Below are 20827 nucleotides of genomic sequence, written 5' to 3' on the forward strand. Positions count from 1 at the left end.
CCGTATATGCGGCAACGCATTCAGACGCGGCTTGCTCGCCGCGCCCGAACACCGTACAGATCAGAACAGCAGCGCGCTCAGCTTGCGCCGCCATTTCGACACCAGTTCCGGCTGGTGAGCGGCAAGATCGAACACCGACAGCATCGTTTTACGGCCGATGTCTTCGCGGAACGTGCGGTCACGTTGCACGATGGCGAGCAGATGCTCGAGCGCGCCATCGTATTTGCGGCGGGCAATGAGTGCGCTAGCCAGATCGAAGCGAGCTTCGAGATCGTCGGGGTTCGCCGCGACTTTGGTTTCGAGTGCATCCGTCGGCGGCAGATCGGCCGCCGCGTCTACCGCATCGAGCCGGGTCTTGATCGCGTTGAAGCGGGCGTCGATCCCTTGCGTGGTTTTCGGCGACAACAGGTCGACTTCATTGCGCGCTTCGTCGATGCGTTGATCTTCGAGCAGCATCTCGATGCGGTCCATGCGTGCTTCGTCGAAGCCCGGGTCGTAGGCGAGCGCCGCTTGCAGCGCATCGTAGGCATCTTCGCGGCGGCCTTCAGCCAACGCGGCTTGCGCTTCAAGACGTGATGCATCCGCACCTTGCGGGACGAGGCGCTCGATAAATTCGCGCAACTGGCCTTCCGGCAACACGCCGACGAATTGATCGACCGGTTGGCCGTCGGCAAACGCCATGACGTGCGGAATGCTGCGCACCTGGAAGTGCGCGGCCAGTTCCTGATTCTCGTCCACGTTCACCTTGACGAGCTTCCATTTACCGGCGGCTTCGGCTTCGAGCTTTTCCAGCATCGGGCCGAGCGTCTTGCAGGGCCCGCACCACGGCGCCCAGAAATCGACCAGCACAGGGGCCAGTGTCGACGCCGTAATGACGTCCCGTTCGAAAGTGGCCAGCGTGGTGTCCATTACGTCCTCGTCGATAAAACAGTTGTTCGCTACGTGGGGCCGGGCGCGACGAATTCAATGCGTGCCGCGCGCACTTTTACGTGTACGGCTACGCGCCTATTTTTTGACCGGGAGCGGAATCCATTCGGTTTCACCCGGCACCTTGCCCATCTCCTGATGGGTCCACGCCAGCTTCGCGGCTTCGATTTTCTCACGCGAACTGGCGACGAAGTTCCATTCGATAAAACGCTCGCCGTCCAGTTTCTCGCCACCGAGCAGCATGGTGCGTGCACCGTGGGTACTGGCAAGCGTGACGGTTTCGTCGAGTGCGAGCACGGCCATCTGGCCCACTTCGAGCGGCGTGCCGTCGATCTCCAGATCGCCGTCCACCAGATAGACACCTCGTTCCTCGTGCTCCGGTTCGAGTGCGAAGGCGCCGCCCGGGGCAAACTCCGCGGCCACATAGAGCGTGCCGGAAAAGGTCTCGACCGGCGAGGTTGCGCCGAACGCGGTGCCCGCGATCACGCGCAACGTGACGCCGTTGCGCTCGACCACCGGCAGCGTACTGGCCGCGTGATGCGAGAAGGACGGCTCGATGTCTTCGTCTTCGAGCGGCAGCGCGACCCAGGTCTGGATGCCGTGCATGGTTTGGCCGCTCGCGCGGTCTTCGGCCGGTGAGCGCTCGGAATGGACGATGCCGCGGCCCGCGGTCATCCAGTTGACGTCGCCCGGGACGATCTTCTGCTCGGAGCCGAGGCTGTCGCGATGCATGATCGCGCCTTCGAACAGATACGTGACGGTTGCAAGGCCAATGTGCGGATGCGGACGCACGTCGAGTCCGACGCCGGGATCGAGCGTGGCGGGGCCCATATGGTCGAAGAAGATGAACGGGCCGATCAGGCGCGCCGCCATGGCCGGCAGCACACGCCGCACGGTGAGGCTGCCGACGTCGCGTAAGTGCGGTTTGAGAACGGCTTTGATCGAGGAAGACATGGGCAGGCTCGGTTGAAAGGGGGAGTCGGTTTTTTGCTCGATAGACGATTCTACTGCGGAGGGCGAAATGCTGACGTTTTGCGCCGCCTGTTTCGCGCCGCATTGCCACTTCGGGATTCCGTAGTGTGCGCCGCCCCCTGACGCGGCTGGCTCCGCTAAACTGCCGGATCAAACCATGAAATGGAGACGGGGATGTCGCCCAGGGACTTATTGCTCGCGCTGGTCGTCGTGGTGGCGTGGGGCGTCAACTTCGTCGTGATCAAGGTGGGCCTGCACGGCGTGCCGCCGATGCTGCTCGGCGCGCTGCGCTTCGCGCTCGCCGCGGTGCCGGCGGTGTTCTTCGTCAAACGGCCGCAGATGCCGTGGCGCTGGCTGTTCGCTTACGGCGCGACGATCTCGTTCGGGCAGTTCGCTTTCCTGTTCTCGGCGATGTATGTCGGCATGCCGGCGGGGCTCGCTTCGCTCGTCTTGCAGGCACAGGCGTTCTTCACGCTGATTTTCGCGGCCCTGTTTCTGCATGAGCGCTTGCGCGTGCCGAACGTGGTCGGTTTGTTGATCGCGGCGGGTGGTCTTGCGGTCATCGGCATGCAAGGCGGCCACGCGATGACACTGGCCGGTTTCATCCTCACGTTGTGCGCCGCGTGTTCGTGGGCGCTCGGCAACATCGTCACGAAGAAGGTCGGCAAGGTCGATCTGGTAGGGCTGGTGGTGTGGGGCAGCCTGATTCCGCCGTTGCCGTTTTTCGCGCTGTCGTACGCATTCGAGGGGCCGCAACGGATTGTCGCTGCGCTGTCCGGGATCAGCGCGATGTCGATTTTCGCCATCGTGTACCTCGCGTTTATCGCGACCTTGATCGGCTACGGGCTGTGGAGCCGGCTCCTGTCGCGCTATCCGGCTAGCCAGGTCGCGCCGTTCTCGCTGCTGGTGCCGATTGTCGGGCTGGCGTCGGCGTCCCTGTTTCTCGACGAGCGGCTGTCCACCGTGCAGATCGTGGGCGCCTTGCTGGTGATGGCGGGGTTGGTGGTGAATGTGTTCGGCGGCTGGGTCGTGCAGCGGTTTTCGCCAGCGCGTTGAATGGCGCTTAAGCGCGGCGCAGAAAAAAGGGTCCGTGCGGACCCTTTTTTGTTGCCTCTGCATGACCTGATGCGACGCCACGTGCCGTCAAGTCATGCGGTTCTTCGCCAACGGCGGATTCGCCGCGAAATAGCGCTTGATGCCGGTCATGATCGCATCGGCCATTTTCTCCCGATACGCGTCGTCGTTCAGGCGGCGTTCCTCATCCGGGTTGCTGATGAAGGCGGTCTCCACCAGGATCGACGGAATGTCCGGCGCCTTCAGCACGGCAAACCCGGCCTGTTCGACCGAACCTTTGTGCAGCTTGTTGATGCCGCCGATCTCCTTCAGCACGAAGTTGCCGTAGCGCATCGAATCGCGGATCTGCGCGGTCGTCGACATATCGAACAGCGCGCGATTGACCGTGGCGTCGGCAGACTTGATGTTGATCCCGCCGATCTGATCCGACGAGTTCTCCTTGTTCGCCATCCAGCGCGCCGCGGCACTCGACGCGCCATGGTCCGACAAGGCGAACACCGACGAGCCTTTCGCCTCGGGCGTGGTGAACGCGTCCGCGTGGATCGACACGAACAGGTCCGCGCCCACGCGCCGCGCTTTCTGCACGCGCACGTTCAGCGGCACGAAGAAGTCGGCGTCGCGCGTCATCATGGAGCGCATGTTCGGCTGTGCGTCGATCTTCGCGCGCAGCTTCTTCGCAATGTCGAGTGCGACGTGCTTCTCGTAGGTGCCCGAAGCGCCGATCGCGCCGGGGTCTTCGCCGCCGTGACCCGGATCGATCGCGACGGTGAGCAGGCGCACCGTATTGCTCTTGCCGGTTTTCGGGTTGGTGAAGGCGTAGTTATCGTCGCTGTCGCTGTCATCGCCGCCGAGGTTGCCCGCGGTGTTGCCGCCCTTGTTGCGGGCGATTGCGGTGGGCGGCGCGGGCGGTGCGCTCGGCGCTGCGGGCTTGCCGAGGATGGGCGGAACGGGCGTCGGCGCGAGATGCGCGGGCGGACGCGGCACGCCCGGCGCCGTCCCGCTGCTGCCGTTCTGCGCATAACGCTCGAAGAAGGCTTCGCTGTTGTCGGCGGTGGGCGGCGTGGTGCCCGGTCCGCTTAGCGTGGCGGGCGGCGCGTTGTTTTCGTCCAGCGTTTGCTGCTTGTGCTCGGTCTGCGCGAGCAGATCCATCAGCGGATCGGGTGCGACGGCGGGGTACAGGTCGAACACCAGCCGGTATTTGTACGTGCCGACCGGCGGCAGCGTGAACACCTGCGGCTTCACCGAGCCTTTCAGATCGAACACCATGCGCACGACGTGCGGCTGGTATTGGCCGACGCGTACCGACTGAATCTGCGGATCGTTCGGCGTGATCTTCGATACCAGATCCTTCAGCGCCTGATCGAGATCGAGGCCGCTCAGATCGACCACCAGCCGGTCCGGACCCTGCAGCAAGTGCTGCGCGTTCTGCAACGGCTGATCCGACTCGATCGTCACGCGCGTGTAATCGCGCGCCGGCCAGACCCGCACGCCCAGCACCGAACTCGCCCACGCGAGACGCGGAGCGACGAGGCCGAGCACCAGCGTGGAGGCGCCCGCGCGCAGAATCTGCCGGCGACGCCAGTTATGCGTTGCGGTGGCCGCCGATTCGATCGAGCGGAACGGTTTGATTAACATCTTTCGAGACATGCCTTTCCTGGTTCGCTGTATGCCCGTGCAACGAGTACCCGGCCTTCGCCCGCCTGATCCAGGTCGAGCGCGAAGACGAGATCCGGTACGCCAAGCAGACCCCCGGCGCGCTGCGGCCATTCGACGAGGCAGATAGCGCCGCTGTCGAAGTACTCGCGAAAACCGGCGTCGGCCCATTCTGCCGGGTCGGTGAATCTATACAGATCGAAGTGATAGAGCGCGAGTTCCCCAGCGGGCCGTTCGAGCACGTAGGGTTCGACAAGTGTGTAAGTGGGACTGCGCACGCGGCCGGCATGACCGAGGCCGCGCAAGGTCGCGCGCACGAGGGTGGTTTTGCCGGCGCCGAGGTCGCCGACGAGTTGCACTTGCAGGCCCTGGAATGCCGGACGCGCTTCGGTGCCCGGAGTGGCTTGCAGCGTTTTCGGTTGCGGGTCTCGCTGCAGCTCGCGCACGCTTTCGATTGCCCGTGCAAAGCGCTCGCCGAATGCGTTGCTGGCGGCCTCGTCCGCGAGCGCGAAGGAGCGTTCGAGCAGGACATCGGCGGACGGTTGGATCGCGAGATCGGGATTGACGGGCATTCTCGTAAAATGGCGTGATGAACCGAAGTCCGGAGTCCCCTGTTTCCAGCACGCCTGCGTCTGACGACGATGCGCGTGCCGAGCGTCATTTCGATGAAGCGGCGCTGAACGCGCTCGCGCTCAACATCAAAACGTGGGGCCGTGAACTGGGTTTTGGGGCAATCGGTATCAGCGACACCGATCTCTCCGCTGCCGAAGCGCCGCTTGCAGCATGGCTGGACGCGGGTTGCCACGGCGAGATGGATTATATGGCGAAACACGGCATGAAACGCGCGCGTCCCGCCGAGCTTGTGGCCGGCACGCGACGTGTGATTACCGCGCGCATCGCCTATTTGCCCGTAGAGACATTGCGCGGAAAGGCACACGAAAGCGCTTTGCAGGACTCGCCGCATGCACCGCGAGACTGGCGCGCAGCCGAACATGCGCGGCTCGCGGACCCGTCGGCGGCAGTGGTCTCGATCTACGCGCGGGGCCGCGATTATCACAAGGTGATGCGTAACCGTCTGCAACATCTGGCCGAGAAAATCGAGGCGGAGATCGGCGCGTTCGGCTACCGCGTATTTACCGATTCGGCGCCGGTGCTCGAAGTCGAGCTTGCCCAGAAGGCCGGGATCGGCTGGCGCGGCAAGCACACGTTGCTGCTGCAGCGCGATGCGGGCTCGCTGTTTTTTCTCGGCGAGATCTACGTCGACGTACCGTTGCCTACCGATGCCGAGACGTCGCCCGAGGATGCGCCCGAAACGCCGGGCGCGCATTGCGGCAGTTGTACGCGCTGCATCGCCGCGTGTCCGACGGGTGCGATCGTCGCGCCGTATAAGGTCGACGCACGCCTCTGTATTTCGTATCTGACGATCGAATTGAAGGGCAAGATTCCCTTGGAAATGCGGCCGCTGATCGGTAATCGTGTGTATGGCTGCGACGATTGTCAGCTCGTCTGTCCGTGGAACAAGTTTGCGCAGGCCGCGCCGGTCGCCGACTTCGACGTGCGCCATGGGCTCGATCGTGCGACGCTGGTCGAGCTGTTTGCATGGAGCGCGGAGGAGTTCGACACCCGCATGCAGGGGAGTGCGATTCGCCGTATTGGCTATGAAAGCTGGCTGCGCAATCTGGCAGTGGGAATGGGTAATGCGCTGCGGGCCCCTTCGGAAAATCTGAGTGCGGATGCGCGCGAGGCGATTGTCGACGCGCTGAGGTTACGCATCGAAGACCCCTCGGCCGTGGTGCGCGAGCATGTGGAATGGGCGTTGGAAGCAGCGTAGAGTAGCGGCAATCCGGTGGGACGGTTTTTCTGGGCGAAGCGCCTGCATCCCCATGCAGGTACGCTGCCGTGACGCTTACAGGGCAGCGGTCCAGTCATGAGGCAAGCAATCATGTTCAACGCAGTAATCGATGCACCTTTCGGTAAGGTCGGCATCCGCATCGAGGGTGAGGCTGTGCGCGAAATCGTCTATCTGCCGGCGTCGACGCGTAGCGTCGCACCGGACACGCCTCTGGCCAGGCAGGCTGCCGGGCAGATCGAGCGTTATTTCGAGCGCGCGTCCACGAAGTTCGAATTGCCGCTGGCAAAGGTCGGCACCGAGTATCAGCGGCGCGTCTGGCAAGCGATCAGCGACATCCCGCCGGGCGTCGTACTGACCTATGGGCAACTGGCGAGGCAACTCGGCAGCGTCCCGCGCGCGGTCGGCCAGGCGTGCGGCTCCAACTACTTTCCGATCGTGATTCCGTGTCACCGGGTGGTCAGTTCGAGCGGCATCGGCGGATTCGCACATCATGCCGGTGATGGCTTCTTTCGCAACGTCAAGCGCTGGCTTCTCGCGCATGAAGGCATTCCCTACGCATGAGCGACACCGTGACTGAAGACGCGCTTGTCGCGTCACCTTTGTTTGTGACGAGCTCTGCCTCGATCGATGCGTTCTGCGACGCGCTGTGGCTCGAGCACGGCTTGTCGCGCAACACGCTCGACGCGTACCGGCGCGATCTGCGGCTCTTCTGCGAATGGCTCGCGCAGACCCGCAACGCGTCGCTCGACACCGCCAGCGAAGCCGATCTCAACGCCTATAGCGCGGCGCGCCAGAAAGACAAATCCACCTCGGCGAACCGGCGGCTCTCGGTGTTTCGCCGCTACTACGGCTGGGCGGTGCGCGAGCATCGCGCAAAGGCCGATCCAACGGTCCGCATCCGTTCAGCCAGGCAGCCGCCGCGTTTTCCGTCGACGCTCTCCGAAGCGCAGGTCGAAGCGCTGCTCGGCGCGCCGGATGTCGACACGCCTTTGGGCCTGCGCGACCGCACCATGCTGGAGTTGATGTACGCGAGCGGCTTGCGTGTCACGGAACTCGTCACGCTGAAGACAGTGGAAGTGGGCCTGAACGAAGGCGTGGTGCGTGTGATGGGCAAGGGCTCGAAAGAGCGCCTGATTCCGTTCGGCGAAGAGGCGCATGGCTGGATCGAGCGCTATCTGCGCGAGGCGCGTCCGGCGTTGCTGGGGGCGCGCGCGACGGATGCGCTGTTCGTCACCAGCCGCGCGGAGGGCATGACCCGCCAGCAGTTCTGGAACATCATCAAGCGTCACGCGGCGGCGGCCGATGTGCACGCGCCGCTTTCGCCGCATACGTTGCGGCACGCATTCGCGACACACCTGCTGAACCATGGCGCCGATCTGCGCGTCGTGCAATTGCTGCTCGGTCATACGGATATCTCGACCACGCAAATCTATACGCACGTGGCCCGCGAACGGCTGAAGTCGTTGCATGCGCAGCATCATCCGCGCGGGTGACCGGCGCTTGCGCGGGCACTCGCCTTGGCCCGTGCCGTCACATGCGCGTGACTGAGACTACCGCGGCCATATCGTTTGTCTGGAAATGCAAAGGCCGCTGCCATAACGGCTCCTGCGTTACATGAACTCGCGCAACCGATGCTTGAGAATCTTGCCCGTCGACGCAGCCGGCAGCGCAGCGAGCACCTTCACTTCGGCAGGGCGCTTGTAGGGCGCAAGACGCTCGCCGCACCACGCGATCAGCTCGGCCGGCGACACTTGCGCCCCCGCGATCAATTCGACGAACGCGACCACCTCCTCGTTACCCTCCACCGGCCGGCCGATCACCGCCGACTGCACCACCTGCGGATGCGCGTTCAACACATGCTCGACTTCCGACGGATACACGTTGAAACCGGAGCGGATGATCAGCTCCTTGCTGCGCCCGACGATATGCAACGCGCCGTCCGCATCTTGTCGCGCGAGATCGCCGGTCTTGAGCCAGCCGTCTTCGGTAACGGCGGTGCGGGTCTGCTCCGGGCTGCGGTAGTAACCGAGCATCACGTTCGGGCCACGCACCCATAGTTCGCCGATTTCACCCGACGCGGCATCCACGCCGTCGGGGCCGACGAACCGCACGTCAACGCCAGGAATGACTTCGCCGACCGAGCAATCGCTGCGCGGCGCGTCGAGCATGGTGTGCGAGACGGTCGGGCTGCTCTCGGTCATGCCATAACCGTTATGCAGTGGGAGGCCGTAGACGCTTTCGACCCGCGCCTTGAGCGCGGCGTCGAGCGGCGAGCCGCCCGAATAGGCGAAGCGCAGGTGCGGCGCGGACCACGCATGGTCATGCGTTTGCAAATGTTCGAGCAGTTTGGCGTGCATGGCCGGAACGCCCTGGAAGATCGACACGCGCTCTTCGACGAGCGCGCGCCGCACCGCCTCCGGCGCGAAACGCGGCGCGAGACGCAAGGTCGCGCCGGCGTGCAGGCTGCCGAGACAAACCGAGGCAAAGCCGTACACGTGCGAAATTGGCAGAACGGCGTACACCACGTCGTCAGGACCGACTTTACGCAAGCGGCTCGACACGGCCGCAATGAAGAGCAGATTGCGATGCGACAGCATCACGCCTTTCGGTGCACCGGTGGTTCCCGTGGTGTAGATCAGCGCGGCGCATTGACGGTGATTGGCGACTTCGACCGGTTCGGCTTTCGCGTTGGCGTCGATCGTGTACGACCAAACACCGATATCCGGCGTGATGGCAGTCGCTGTGACGGCTTGATGCCGCTCAGCATGCTGTTGGGCATCCGCAGAGCTTTCGACGGCATACGCGACCACGCGAGGCTGCGCGTGCGCACGGATCGCGTCGAGTTCGGCCGCCGACAGGCGTGCGTTCGACACCAGCGCCCACGCGTCGAGCTTCGCGGTCGCGAACAGCAGCACGATCTGCGCGATGCTGTTCTCGGCCACGATCATCACGCGATCGCCGCCACGCACGCCCCATTCGTGCAGCAGCGCGGCGGCGGCATCGACAGCTTTCAGAAGTTGCGCGTTGGTGAGGTGGCGCGCGTCCTCGATCAAGGCGACGTGCTGCGGATCGCGCGCGGCGGCGAGCGCCGGAATTTCAGCGATACGCGCGGGCAGGCCGGCCAGCAGCGCGGGAATGTCAATCGTGGAACGGGTGGATGAATCGAGGCTCAACGCTGTCTCCCAAGAGCAATTCGGTACCCGGCATGCTGTGCGCCGGAACATTTGCGAACGATCGTGCCACAATCGCCGTGCCCGCACAATTGGCCGTTCGGCAAATAGCCGTTGTGCAAACTCGCTATTACAATGCGCCGATGAGCAAATCCAGACACGTCTCCGAAACGCCCGCGACGCAGTTTCTGCGCCGTCACGGCGTCACTTTCGGCGAACACCCTTACGATTACGTGGAGCACGGCGGCACTGAAGAATCGGCGCGCCAGCTCGGCGTGGACGAACATCATGTCGTCAAGACGCTGGTGATGGAAGACGAGCACGCCAAGCCGCTGATCGTACTGATGCACGGCGACCGCACCGTCAGCACGAAAAATCTGGCGCGGCAGATTGGCGCGAAGCGCGTCGAGCCGTGCAAGCCCGAGGTGGCGAACCGGCATTCGGGTTATCTGATCGGCGGCACGTCGCCGTTCGGCACGCGCAAACAGATGCCGGTGTACGTCGAGTCGAGCATTCTCGAGATGGACACGATCTGGCTGAACGGCGGCCGGCGCGGTTTTCTGGTCAGCATCGAGCCCAGGATTCTGTCCGATCTGGTGGCGGCGAAGCCGGTTCAGTGTGCGAGCGTCGATTGACGTTTGTCTGAATGTTTGCCCGGCAGGCGTGTTCGGTAGAATGTGCGCCGCCTTGTTGCCTGTTGCGTTCCCTGTTGCGGTTGGAGTATCGAGTTTCAGACCGCCGATCCTTATAAGAGTCCCCAGATGGAAAACCTGATCGTTGCTGTCGTTGCCTACCTGATCGGCTCGGTGTCGTTTGCCGTGATCGTGAGCGCCGCGATGGGGCTGGACGACCCGCGCTCGTACGGTTCGGGCAACCCGGGCGCCACCAATGTGCTGCGCAGCGGCAGCAAGAAAGCCGCGATTCTCACCCTGATCGGTGACGCCTTCAAAGGCTGGTTGCCGGTGTGGTTCGTGGTGCATTTCGGCGCGCGTTACGGCCTCGACGATACGTCGGTTGCGATTGCGTCCGTCGCGGTGTTTCTCGGCCACCTGTATCCGATCTTCTTCCGCTTCAAAGGCGGCAAGGGCGTGGCGACGGCAGCGGGTGTGCTGATCGCGATCAACCCGATCCTCGGCATCGCCACCTTGCTGACATGGCTGATCGTGGCGTTCTTCACGCGCTACTCTTCGCTGGCGGCGTTGGCCGCGGCGGTGTTCGCGCCGCTCTTCGACGGCTTTCTGTTCGGGCCGCATGTCATCGCGCTGGCGATTGTGGTGATGAGTTCGCTGCTGGTATGGCGTCACCGTGGCAACATCGCCAAGCTGATGCGCGGCCAGGAAAGCCGCATCGGCGCCAAGAAGAAAACTGACGCGGCGGGTAGCGCGGCGGGCGGAAACGAATCTTGAGCGCGGGCGGGGGGCGTCCGGCCGGGTGCTGAATCTCAATGCAGCCAGGCGCTCCGCGGTGGGCCCTAACGCAGCGCGTTGCCGGGCGTTCAACATGCGCCCAGCGCCGAGACACAACGCACGCCCGCTACCGGGCGTGATGCGCGGTCAGTCGCGGAAGTTGTTGAAGTCGAGCGGCGTGTCGGTGACGTCCTTGCGCAGCAACGCGATCACGCTTTGCAGATCGTCGCGCTTGCCGCCGGTGATGCGCACCGCGTCGCCCTGAATGCTTGCCTGGACCTTGATCTTGCTGTCTTTCACGAGACGCACGATTTTCTTCGACAGGTCGCCGGACACGCCTTTCTTGATCTTGATGACCTGCTTGACCTTGTCGCCGCCGATTTTCTCGATCTTGCCGTAGTCGAGAAAGCGCGCGTCCACATTGCGCTTGGCCATTTTCGACAGCAGGACGTCTGTTACCTGGCTGAGCTTGAAATCGTCGTCGGCGTAGGCCGTGATTTCGCTTTCCTTGTGCTCGACGCGCGCGTCCGACCCTTTGAAGTCGAAGCGGGTTGAAATTTCCTTGTTGGACTGTTCGATCGCGTTCTTGACTTCGACCATGTCCGCTTCGCAGACGACGTCAAACGATGGCATTGTGTTCTCCCATTGGTGCTGCGGTGCGTGGCGCGGCCGGTCGGCTGCTCACGGGGCACTCGCTATAATCACGAAGCTGGTGTCATTTTACCGATGCCACTCCCTTTTGCCTAAGGCCGCCGCGCATTGTCGCGCAGCCAGGGGCCAGATGCCGTCTCCGTCGTTGTTCGATTCTTCTCATTCCGATGTCCCTATCCGATTCTGCCGCGTTCATTGCCGGCTATCCGCTGAAGACGCACAACACCTTCGGTTTCGATGTTCGCGCGCGGTTCGCGTGCCGGATCGAGCACGAAGCGCAACTCATGGCTGCCGTGCGCGATTCGCGCGCCGCCGGCTTACCGCGACTGGTGCTGGGCGGTGGCAGCAATGTCGTGCTGACGGACGACTTCCCCGGGCTGGTGTTGCTGGTGGCGCTGCAAGGCCGCCGCGTGGTGCGCGAGGACCACGAAGCCTGGTACGTCGAGGCGGCGGCCGGCGAGCCGTGGCATGAGTTTGTCGCTTGGACTTTGTCGCAAGGTTTGCCAGGCTTGGAGAACCTCGCGCTGATTCCCGGGACGGTCGGGGCCGCGCCGATTCAGAACATTGGGGCGTACGGGCTGGAAATGTGCGAGCGGTTTGCGTCGCTGCGGGCGGTTGAGCTCGAAACGGGCGCCGTCGTCGAGCTCGATGCCGACGCGTGCCGATTCGGCTACCGCGACAGTTTTTTCAAGCGGGAAGGGCGCGACCGTTTTGTGATTACGTCGGTCACTTTTCGTTTGCCGAAGGTGTGGCAGCCGCGCGCCGGATACGCGGATATCGCGCGTGAACTGGCCGCGGGCGGCCATGCCGATGCCGCGCCGAGCGCGCAGGCAATTTTCAACGCGGTAGTCGCAGTGCGGCGCGCCAAGCTGCCCGATCCACTTCAGCTTGGTAACGCCGGCAGTTTCTTCAAGAACCCGGTCGTGGAGGCAACGCAGTTCGAGGCGCTGAAGGTCAGGGAGCCCGAGGTCGTGTCTTATCTTCAACCGGACGGCCGCGTGAAGCTCGCGGCGGGCTGGTTGATCGATCAGTGCGGCTGGAAAGGCCGGGCGATGGGTGCCGCGGCCGTGCATCAACGGCAGGCGCTCGTGCTGGTGAATCTCGGCGGAGCGAGCGGCGCGGAGGTGTTGGCGCTCGCGAAGGCGGTCCAGCATGATGTGCTGGCGCGATTTGGCGTGGAGCTGGAAGCGGAGCCGGTTTGTTTGTGATTGTGTAGAGGATTGGCAGCAAAGAAAAAGGCGCCGGGAGAAAACTCCCGGCGCCTTTTTTCATTGCTGCGCTTCCGTGTCGGCTGCGCCTTGCGGCGCTTAACTTCGCTCACGCAAAGTTAGCCGCCGCCGAAGCGTATGCTTTTAATCGCGCTGACGACGCGCGTTCTCAGCAATCCGCATACGCAGCGCGTTCAGCTTGATAAACCCGCCAGCGTCGGCCTGGTTGTAAGCACCGCCGTCGTCGTCGAACGTGGCGATGGTCTTGTCGAACAGCGTTTCCTTCGAATCGCGCGCGACAACCGACACGCTGCCCTTGTACAGCTTCACACGCACCCAGCCGTTGACCTTCTCTTGCGTGTGGTCGATCAGCACCTGGATTGCGCGGCGCTCCGGGCTCCACCAGTAGCCGTTGTAAATCAGCGAAGCGTAACGCGCCATCAGGTCGTCTTTCAGGTGAGCCACTTCACGGTCGAGCGTAATCGACTCGATGCCGCGGTGCGCCTTCAGCATGATCGTGCCGCCCGGCGTTTCATAGCAGCCGCGCGACTTCATGCCGACGTAACGGTTTTCGACCAGGTCCAGACGGCCGATGCCGTGCTTGCCACCCAAACGGTTCAATTCGGTCAGCATTTCAGCCGGCGACAGACGCTTGCCGTTGATCGCGACCGGGTCGCCGTGTTCGTATTCGATGTCGAGATATTCGGCCTGATCCGGCGCCTGTTCCGGCGACACTGTCCAACGCCACATATCGGCTTCGGCCTCGGCCTTCGGGTCTTCCAGGTGACGGCCTTCGAACGAGATGTGCAGCAGGTTCGCGTCCATCGAGTAGGGCGCGCCGCCTTGCTTATGCTTCATTTCGATCGGAATGCCGGCCTTTTCAGCGTAGGTGAGCAGTTTTTCGCGCGACAGCAGATCCCATTCACGCCACGGGGCGATCACCTTGATGCCCGGTTCCAGCGCGTAGTAACCGAGTTCGAAGCGAACCTGGTCGTTGCCTTTGCCGGTTGCGCCGTGCGAGACCGCTTGCGCGCCGGTGGCGCGCGCGATTTCGATCTGACGCTTGGCGATCAGCGGACGCGCGATCGACGTGCCCAGCAGGTACTCGCCTTCATAGATCGTATTGGCGCGGAACATCGGGAACACGTAGTCGCGCACGAATTCTTCGCGCAGGTCTTCAATGAAGATGTTGTCCTGCTTGATGCCGAGTTGCAGGGCTTTTTTGCGCGCCGGTTCCAGCTCTTCGCCCTGGCCGATGTCGGCCGTAAACGTGACGACTTCGGCGTCGTAGTTGTCCTGCAACCACTTCAGGATGACGGAGGTGTCGAGGCCGCCCGAATAGGCGAGCACGACTTTGTTGATATCGCTCATGGTGAACTCGTAGCTGGAGAAAGCTGGAAAACAAGGCGCGCCGGCGGTTCCGGAGCGCGGAAAACCACTATTTTGACACTAAACCACCGCTTGCCCGCGTTTTTGGAACTGCGCGGTGGGTGAGCCGGCCCGCTTGCAACCGCGGACGCCGACACGATGCGTGGCGCTAAACGTGGATGCCTTGCCTCGTATTCAAGGCCCCGTCGCGCTTCACGCAGGTGCTGCTTAAGGTGCTGCTTAAGGTGCTGAACAGCGGCTCGCTCAGTGATTGAGCTTGCCGAGCAGCAGGTATTCCATCAACGCCTTTTGCACGTGCAGACGATTTTCCGCTTCGTCCCACACGACGCTTTGCGGGCCGTCGATCACTTCCGCGCTGACTTCCTCGCCGCGGTGGGCGGGCAGGCAGTGCATGAACAATGCATCGGCATTGGCGCGCGCCATCATCTCGGCGTCTACGCACCAGTCTGCGAAGGCTTTCTTGCGGGCTTCGTTTTCAGCCTCGAAGCCCATGCTGGTCCACACGTCGGTGGTGACCAGATCGGCGCCCGTGCAGGCTTCATTCGGATCGTCGAATTCCTGATAGAACGGTGCGCTTTCAGCCGCGACCATGGCGGGGTCGAGCTTGTAGCCTGGCGGGGTGGACAGGCGCAGCTTGAAGCCGAGAATCTGGGCGGCTTCGATCCACGTGTACAGCATGTTGTTCGCGTCACCAACCCACGCGACCGTCTTGTCGCGAATCGGACCGCGATGCTCGAAGTACGTGAAGATGTCCGCCAGCACCTGGCACGGGTGATATTCGTTGGTCAGCCCGTTGATCACCGGCACGCGCGAGTTTTCGGCGAAGCGCTGGAGAATGTCCTGGCCGAACGTGCGGATCATGATGATGTCGACCATGCGCGAAATCACTTGCGCTGCGTCTTCGATCGGTTCGCCGCGGCCGAGTTGCGTGTCGCGCGTGCTCATGAAGACGGCGTGGCCGCCCAACTGGAAGATGCCGGCTTCGAACGACAGGCGCGTGCGCGTCGAATTTTTCTCGAAGATCATCGCCAGCGTGCGGTCGTGCAGCGGGTGGTAGGTCTCGTAGTTCTTGAACTTGCGTTTCAGAATGCGGGCGCGTTCCAGCACGTACTCGTAGTCTTCCAGCGAGAAATCCTTGAACTGCAGGTAGTGGCGAATTTTCTTGGCGGTCATGAAACAAATACGGCGGTCTCACCCGGCAGGATTGCCGGACGGCGACGCCGTCGTTTGTGGTAACTCAATGCAGCATAAAGGATTTCGCCCCGTTTGACGAGTCGGCCAAAAGGCCGGGCAAGCTGTCCGAAAGCCTTTCGCAACCCTCAAACGAGGCTTGTGTGCGCTGCGGAAAAAGGTCCGCTGCGCTATAATCTACCGGTTATCCCTAAGCCCAGCAGGCCGGTATTGAGCTTGCGGCACACGGCTCGCGCGCTCCTGAAAGTTTCTTCGCGGTGCGCCGTCATGATGAGCGCCGCGGCGGTTTCTCCGGCCCTTCGCAACATCTGGCGGCACAGCTCGCCAATCAGGCGTGGCCACGTGTTCAGGCATCCCAAAGCCGCTTTGCAGTCAGCTTTGCCGTCATCCCGCTGGGCAGTCACACAGGTATTCCTACATGGCCGAAGCAGCTCCAACCGAATATTTCATTCAGGGCATCACGTCGACCGGGAAAAAATTCCGGCCGAGCGACTGGTCGGAGCGGCTCGCAGGCGTCATGGCATGCTTCGGTCCCAGCCCGGGCGGGAAGGGGCCGAACGCTTATCTGCAATACTCGCTGTATGTGCGGCCCACCATGATCGGCGACCTCAAATGCGTGATTCTCGATTCGCGCCTGCGCGATATCGAGCCGATGGCCTTCGATTTTGTCCTGAACTTCGCGAAAGACAATGACCTTCTCGTGACCGAGGCGTGCGAGTTGCAACTTGAGCACGCTACGCCGCAAGAGAAAAGACACGTGATCTAGCAGGAGCCTGCTGGATCGGCAAAAGCAAAAACCCGCCGGTAGCGGGTTTTTTTGTGCCTGAAGCAATGACTTCGAGGCGGCGGCTCCAAAGCGGTGGCTTCGACGTGCAGCCAACTGACTCGCGAACGGGGTGAGTCAGTATCCGGTCCGGGCGGCGCCAAGCAAAAAAGCCCGCCGAAGCGAGCCTTTCCGTTGCAGCGGAAACAGGAGGTAGCCCACCGAAGCGGGCTGACCGAATTTACTGCGCTGCAGGCGCTTGCAGACCCTTGAGGGCTGCAGCCAGACGGCTCTTGTTACGAGCTGCCTTGTTCTTGTGAACGATTTTCTTGTCGGCGATGATGTCGATGGTCTTCGACGATGCCTGGAAGATCTCGAGGGCCTTGGCCTTGTCGCCGGCTTCGATTGCCTTGCGGACAGCCTTGATAGCCGTGCGGAACTTCGAGCGCAGTGCCGAGTTGTGCGAGTTAGCCTTGGCGGCCTGGCGGGCGCGCTTGCGTGCTTGTGCGGTGTTAGCCATGACGGTTCCTTATCCTGTTCCTGTTTCCAGTACCTGACCTTCAAGTGGTAGGTGCTGCTTTTAGATCGAACTCTTGGAAGCGATTGCCCAAGAGCGCAAAAAGTGTCGAAATAATCGATCGGACTACGCGAAGGCGGGCCCGTATTCCGGTGTGTTTCGAGGATAGGCGTGGCAGTTTGGTTGCCGACCTCAACCCCGTCCGAAAATTGAGCGAGCTTCGAAACCGGCGATTATAGCAACAAAATCAGGCACGTGGCAACGGAGAATCGTCAATTCCGGTGTGCCGGGCTGCCACGCGAGCTCCGGCATTCTGTCAGCCTGACCGGGATGGGGTAGCCTGCGGGCGTACCGGCGACTGTGCTGCAACGGGTAAGCGGATGGCAGGCTCGCGACGCAAGGCGTGCGGCAGGCAACAAAAAAAACAAACAAAAAACGGTCCGATTCGCTCATCCGAACGAACCTCTGCGGCGTAAATCGGTCCGATTCGCGTTCCGGCTCGTCGTTCGCCCCTGTGGCACCCGTATAATAAGCGCCCCATGAATCTATTCCGAGCTCTGCTGACGGTCAGCGGCTTCACGTTGCTGTCGCGCGTGACCGGACTGGCCCGCGAAACGCTGATCGCCCGCGCGTTCGGCGCCAGTCAATATACTGACGCGTTCTACGTCGCCTTCCGCATTCCGAACCTGCTGCGCCGCATTTCCGCCGAGGGTGCGTTCTCGCAGGCCTTCGTGCCGATTCTCGCCGAGTTCAAGAACCAGCAAGGACACGACGCCACCAAGGCGCTCGTCGACGCCACCTCGACCGTGCTGGCCTGGGCGCTCGCGATTCTTTCGGTGATCGGCGTGGTTGGGGCGTCGGGTGTGGTGTTCATCGTCGCGTCAGGGCTCGCGCACGAAGGCCAGGCCTATGCGCTCGCGGTCACGATGACGCGCATCATGTTCCCGTACATCATTTTCATCTCGCTGACGTCGCTGGCGTCCGGCGTGCTGAATACGTACAAGAACTTTTCACTGCCCGCCTTCGCCCCGGTCCTGCTGAACGTCGCGTTCATTGCCGCGGCGGTGTTTGTCGCGCCGCGCCTGCAAACGCCGGTTTATGCGCTCGCGTGGGCGGTGATCGCCGGCGGTGTGCTGCAATTCATCGTGCAACTGCCGGGTCTGAAGAAGATCGACATGTTGCCGCGCATCGGCCTGAATCCGCTGAAAGCGCTCGCGCACCGCGGCGTGAAGCGGGTCCTGTCGAAGATGGTGCCGGCGATGTTCGCCGTGTCGGTCGCGCAGATCAGCCTGATCATCAACACCAATATTGCATCGCGCATCGGTCCGGGCGCGGTTTCCTGGATCAATTACGCCGACCGGTTGATGGAGTTTCCGACCGCGCTGCTCGGCGTCGCGCTCGGCACGATCCTGCTGCCGAGCCTGTCGAAAGCGCACGTGGACGCCGATTCGCACGAGTATTCGTCGCTGCTCGATTGGGGGTTGCGCGTCACTTTCCTGCTGGCCGCGCCGAGCGCAGTCGCGCTGTTTTTCTTCGCCCAGCCTCTCACCGCGACGCTGTTTCACTACGGCAAGTTCGACGGCAATTCGGTGGTGATGGTCGCCCGCGCGTTGTCTGCCTACGGCATTGGCCTGATTGGCCTGATTCTCATCAAGATTCTCGCACCCGGTTTTTACGCGAAGCAGGACATCAAGACGCCGGTGAAGATCGGCGTCGGCGTGTTGATCGTCACGCAGTTGAGCAATTATCTGTTCGTGCCGATTTTCGCGCATGCCGGCCTTACGCTGAGCGTTGGGCTTGGGGCTTGCGTCAACGCGCTGTTCCTGTTTCTCGGCTTGCGCAAGCGCGGCATCTATACACCGTCGAACGGCTGGCTGAAGTTCTTCGTGCAGTTGCTCGGCGCCTGTCTGGTGCTGGCCGGTGCGATGCATTGGCTCGCGATCAGCTTCGACTGGATCGGCCTGCATAGCCGGCCGGTCGATCGAATCGTGTTGCTGGGGGCGTGCCTCGTTCTGTTCGCCGCGCTATATTTCGGTATGCTTTGGCTGATGGGCTTCAAGTACGCGTATTTCAAAAGGCGAGTGAAGTGATCACGATGACGCGAGTTCTCGACTATTTCAGTACGCTGGTTGCCGAAGATGACAGCCTGCCGCTGACCGAGGCGGCGCTCTCGCTCGCGCAGGACGCTTATCCCGATCTCGATTTGCAAGGCACGCTGGCCGAGATCGACGAGCTGGTCGTGCGTTTGCAGCGCCGCATGCCGGACGACGCCGACATCAGGCAGAAGGTCGGCATTCTGAACCGGTTCTTCTTCCGCGAGCTGGGTTTCGCCAGCAATCTCAACGATTATTACGACCCAGACAACAGCCATCTGAATGCAGTGCTGAAGCGGCGCCGTGGCATTCCGATTTCGCTGGCGGTGCTCTATCTGGAGATGGCCGAGCAGCTCGGTATTCCGGCGCGCGGCGTGTCGTTTCCGGGCCACTTTCTGTTGCGCGTGACCACGCCGGATGGCGACGTGATGCTCGATCCGACCAACGGGCATTCGCTGTCCGAATCGCAGATGGTGGATATGCTGGAGCCGTATGTCGCATCGGCGGGCGAGTCGGTGAGCCGGGCGTTGCGCATGTTACTGCAACCGGCCACGCGCCGCGAGATCATCGCCCGCATGCTGCGCAATCTGAAGTCGACTTATCTTCAGACAGAACGCTGGCAGCGTCTATTGGCTGTGCAGCAGCGTCTCGTGATCCTGCTGCCGGACAGTATTGAAGAAGTGCGCGATCGCGGATTCGCGTATGCGCGGCTCGATTATCTGCGCCCTGCGCTCGAGGATCTCGAACGCTATCTGGGCGACCGGCCGGACGCCGAAGACGCGACCGTGGTGGAGTCGCAGTTGCACGAACTGCGTCAACGCACCCAGTACGACGACCGCGACTAAAAACGTTTCAACCGTTCAAAACAGAACGCCTGCGCGTGAATCACGTTGATTCACGCGCAGGCGTTTTTCATTGCCGCAGCCGCGTAAAGCGGGCGGCTGGAAGCACGGTTACTTCGGCTGCATCCGGATCGCGCCGTCCAGACGAATCACTTCGCCGTTGAGCATCGGATTGTCGAAGATCTGCTTGGCCAGCATCGCGTACTCTGCCGGTTTGCCGAGACGCGGTGGGAACGGCACCATTGCGCCGAGCGCGTCCTGCACTTCCTGCGGCATGCCGAGCAGCATGGGCGTTTCGAAGATGCCCGGTGCAATCGTCATGACACGAATCGCATTGCGCGACAGGTCACGGGCGATCGGCAAGGTCATGCCGACCACGCCGCTCTTGGACGCCGCGTAAGCGGCCTGGCCGATCTGGCCGTCAAAGGCCGCGACCGACGCCGTGTTGATGATCACGCCACGCTCGCCATTCGCATTCGGTTCGTTCTTCGACATGGCTGCGGCGGCGAGCCGGATCATGTTGAACGTGCCGATCAGATTGATGGAGATGGTGCGGGAAAACGACTCGAGCGGATGCGGGCCATCTTTGCCGACCGTCTTGATGGCGGGCGCAACGCCCGCGCAATTCACGAGGCCGCGCAGTGTGCCGAGTTTGGTGGCGGCTTCGACGGCTTGCGTGGCGTCGTCTTCGCGGCTCACGTCACATTTGACGAACACGCCGCCGAGTTCCTTCGCGAGCGCTTCACCCGCGTCCACATTCAGATCGGCGAGGACCACCTTGCCGCCGTTCTCGACGAAAAGGCGCGCTGTGGCCGCGCCCAGACCCGATGCACCGCCGGTGATCAGGAATACGTTGTCGCGAATCTCCATGTCTTCTCCTTTGCTTCAGTTCAGTAATGTCTCGATCGAATATCTTTTCGATGATCGATTGTAACGGCTATGCTGCAATGCGGAAAGTGAAGTGGGTACTAACCGGGCTGAGTCCGTGCGGGAGATCAAGGGGCGCGATCAAACTGGTATGGATGGCTAATTAAAACTGGATATGGCGGATCAGGCGGCTCGGGGTACACGCCTTGCCATGCCGCACGCCATAAAAAAACCCGCCGGCATGGGCGGGTT

Annotated in this window: 20 protein-coding genes; 10 read left to right on the top strand and 10 right to left on the bottom strand. The window is 62.5% G+C overall.

The window, feature by feature from the left end:
• Window positions 1-60: 60 nt before the first annotated feature.
• Both trxA and PQR67_RS01340 read right to left on the bottom strand, forming a co-directional pair.
• Window positions 61-909 carry a thioredoxin gene (trxA, locus tag PQR67_RS01335; RefSeq protein ID WP_408453392.1) on the bottom strand — a complete coding sequence of 283 codons (849 nt, stop codon included), beginning with the start codon at window positions 907-909 and terminating at the stop codon, window positions 61-63.
• Between the two features lie 96 nt (window positions 910-1005).
• Entirely contained in the window at window positions 1006-1881 is an 876-nt protein-coding gene (locus PQR67_RS01340; protein WP_408453395.1) for a pirin family protein, read from the bottom strand.
• A 192-nt stretch (window positions 1882-2073) separates the two neighbouring features.
• On the opposite strand from PQR67_RS01340, the gene PQR67_RS01345 reads away from it, so the two are divergent.
• Window positions 2074-2955 (top strand): EamA family transporter, encoded by an 882-nt coding sequence (locus tag PQR67_RS01345; RefSeq protein ID WP_408453398.1) that lies wholly within the window; start codon window positions 2074-2076, stop codon window positions 2953-2955.
• Window positions 2956-3042: 87 nt separating this feature from the next.
• Here PQR67_RS01345 and PQR67_RS01350 read toward each other — a convergent pair whose 3' ends face one another.
• The gene (locus PQR67_RS01350) at window positions 3043-4620 is read right to left on the bottom strand and encodes an N-acetylmuramoyl-L-alanine amidase (RefSeq protein ID WP_408453402.1); all 1578 of its coding nucleotides are present in this window, start codon (window positions 4618-4620) and stop codon (window positions 3043-3045) included.
• Window positions 4602-5198 carry a tRNA (adenosine(37)-N6)-threonylcarbamoyltransferase complex ATPase subunit type 1 TsaE gene (gene tsaE / locus PQR67_RS01355; RefSeq protein ID WP_408453405.1) on the bottom strand — a complete coding sequence of 199 codons (597 nt, stop codon included), beginning with the start codon at window positions 5196-5198 and terminating at the stop codon, window positions 4602-4604. The genes PQR67_RS01350 and tsaE overlap by 19 nt, the downstream gene beginning before the upstream one ends.
• A gap of 17 nt (window positions 5199-5215) precedes the next feature.
• On the opposite strand from tsaE, the gene queG reads away from it, so the two are divergent.
• From queG to xerD, 3 genes are all read left to right on the top strand, one after another.
• Window positions 5216-6457: a tRNA epoxyqueuosine(34) reductase QueG gene (gene queG, locus PQR67_RS01360; RefSeq protein ID WP_408453408.1), complete on the top strand. Its 1242-nt coding sequence runs from the start codon at window positions 5216-5218 to the stop codon at window positions 6455-6457.
• A 111-nt stretch (window positions 6458-6568) separates the two neighbouring features.
• Window positions 6569-7039: a methylated-DNA--[protein]-cysteine S-methyltransferase gene (locus PQR67_RS01365; RefSeq protein WP_408453411.1), complete on the top strand. Its 471-nt coding sequence runs from the start codon at window positions 6569-6571 to the stop codon at window positions 7037-7039.
• Window positions 7036-7971 (top strand): site-specific tyrosine recombinase XerD, encoded by a 936-nt coding sequence (xerD, locus tag PQR67_RS01370; protein WP_408453414.1) that lies wholly within the window; start codon window positions 7036-7038, stop codon window positions 7969-7971. Before PQR67_RS01365 ends, xerD begins: the two co-directional genes overlap by 4 nt.
• 117 nt (window positions 7972-8088) lie before the next feature.
• Here xerD and PQR67_RS01375 read toward each other — a convergent pair whose 3' ends face one another.
• Window positions 8089-9651: a class I adenylate-forming enzyme family protein gene (locus PQR67_RS01375; RefSeq protein WP_408453417.1), complete on the bottom strand. Its 1563-nt coding sequence runs from the start codon at window positions 9649-9651 to the stop codon at window positions 8089-8091.
• A gap of 140 nt (window positions 9652-9791) precedes the next feature.
• Here PQR67_RS01375 and ybaK point away from each other — a divergent pair, with 140 nt between their 5' ends.
• Together ybaK and plsY are read left to right on the top strand one after the other, a co-directional pair.
• Window positions 9792-10283, top strand: coding sequence for a Cys-tRNA(Pro) deacylase (ybaK, locus tag PQR67_RS01380; protein WP_408453420.1), 492 nt, complete (start codon window positions 9792-9794; stop codon window positions 10281-10283).
• A gap of 126 nt (window positions 10284-10409) precedes the next feature.
• On the top strand, window positions 10410-11054 hold the full coding sequence (gene plsY / locus PQR67_RS01385) for a glycerol-3-phosphate 1-O-acyltransferase PlsY (protein ID WP_408453423.1): 645 nt from the start codon (window positions 10410-10412) through the stop codon (window positions 11052-11054).
• Between the two features lie 147 nt (window positions 11055-11201).
• On the opposite strand, the gene PQR67_RS01390 is transcribed toward plsY, so the two are convergent.
• Complete coding sequence (locus PQR67_RS01390; protein WP_408453425.1) at window positions 11202-11687, bottom strand: YajQ family cyclic di-GMP-binding protein; 486 nt, start codon at window positions 11685-11687, stop codon at window positions 11202-11204.
• Between the two features lie 185 nt (window positions 11688-11872).
• Here PQR67_RS01390 and murB point away from each other — a divergent pair, with 185 nt between their 5' ends.
• The gene (gene murB, locus PQR67_RS01395) at window positions 11873-12913 is read left to right on the top strand and encodes a UDP-N-acetylmuramate dehydrogenase (RefSeq protein WP_408453428.1); all 1041 of its coding nucleotides are present in this window, start codon (window positions 11873-11875) and stop codon (window positions 12911-12913) included.
• Between the two features lie 144 nt (window positions 12914-13057).
• On the opposite strand, the gene PQR67_RS01400 is transcribed toward murB, so the two are convergent.
• Both PQR67_RS01400 and argF read right to left on the bottom strand, forming a co-directional pair.
• Window positions 13058-14284 carry an argininosuccinate synthase gene (locus tag PQR67_RS01400; RefSeq protein ID WP_408453431.1) on the bottom strand — a complete coding sequence of 409 codons (1227 nt, stop codon included), beginning with the start codon at window positions 14282-14284 and terminating at the stop codon, window positions 13058-13060.
• Window positions 14285-14545: 261 nt separating this feature from the next.
• Entirely contained in the window at window positions 14546-15475 is a 930-nt protein-coding gene (gene argF / locus PQR67_RS01405) for an ornithine carbamoyltransferase (protein WP_408453434.1), read from the bottom strand.
• Window positions 15476-15911: 436 nt separating this feature from the next.
• Here argF and PQR67_RS01410 point away from each other — a divergent pair, with 436 nt between their 5' ends.
• Window positions 15912-16259 carry a DUF3579 domain-containing protein gene (locus PQR67_RS01410; protein ID WP_408453437.1) on the top strand — a complete coding sequence of 116 codons (348 nt, stop codon included), beginning with the start codon at window positions 15912-15914 and terminating at the stop codon, window positions 16257-16259.
• Window positions 16260-16497: 238 nt separating this feature from the next.
• On the opposite strand, the gene rpsT is transcribed toward PQR67_RS01410, so the two are convergent.
• Window positions 16498-16776, bottom strand: a complete 279-nt coding sequence (rpsT, locus tag PQR67_RS01415) for a 30S ribosomal protein S20 (protein ID WP_201070905.1) — start codon at window positions 16774-16776, stop codon at window positions 16498-16500.
• 536 nt (window positions 16777-17312) lie between these two features.
• On the opposite strand from rpsT, the gene murJ reads away from it, so the two are divergent.
• Entirely contained in the window at window positions 17313-18863 is a 1551-nt protein-coding gene (gene murJ, locus PQR67_RS01420; RefSeq protein WP_408453440.1) for a murein biosynthesis integral membrane protein MurJ, read from the top strand.
• Between the two features lie 5 nt (window positions 18864-18868).
• The gene (locus PQR67_RS01425) at window positions 18869-19711 is read left to right on the top strand and encodes a SirB1 family protein (RefSeq protein ID WP_408453443.1); all 843 of its coding nucleotides are present in this window, start codon (window positions 18869-18871) and stop codon (window positions 19709-19711) included.
• 108 nt (window positions 19712-19819) lie between these two features.
• Here the strand turns inward: PQR67_RS01425 and PQR67_RS01430 are convergent, their stop codons facing one another.
• Entirely contained in the window at window positions 19820-20578 is a 759-nt protein-coding gene (locus PQR67_RS01430) for a 3-hydroxyacyl-CoA dehydrogenase (RefSeq protein WP_408453446.1), read from the bottom strand.
• Window positions 20579-20827 lie beyond the last annotated feature (249 nt).

The organism is Paraburkholderia fungorum (assembly GCF_046026025.1).
Lineage (GTDB): Bacteria > Pseudomonadota > Gammaproteobacteria > Burkholderiales > Burkholderiaceae > Paraburkholderia > Paraburkholderia fungorum_E.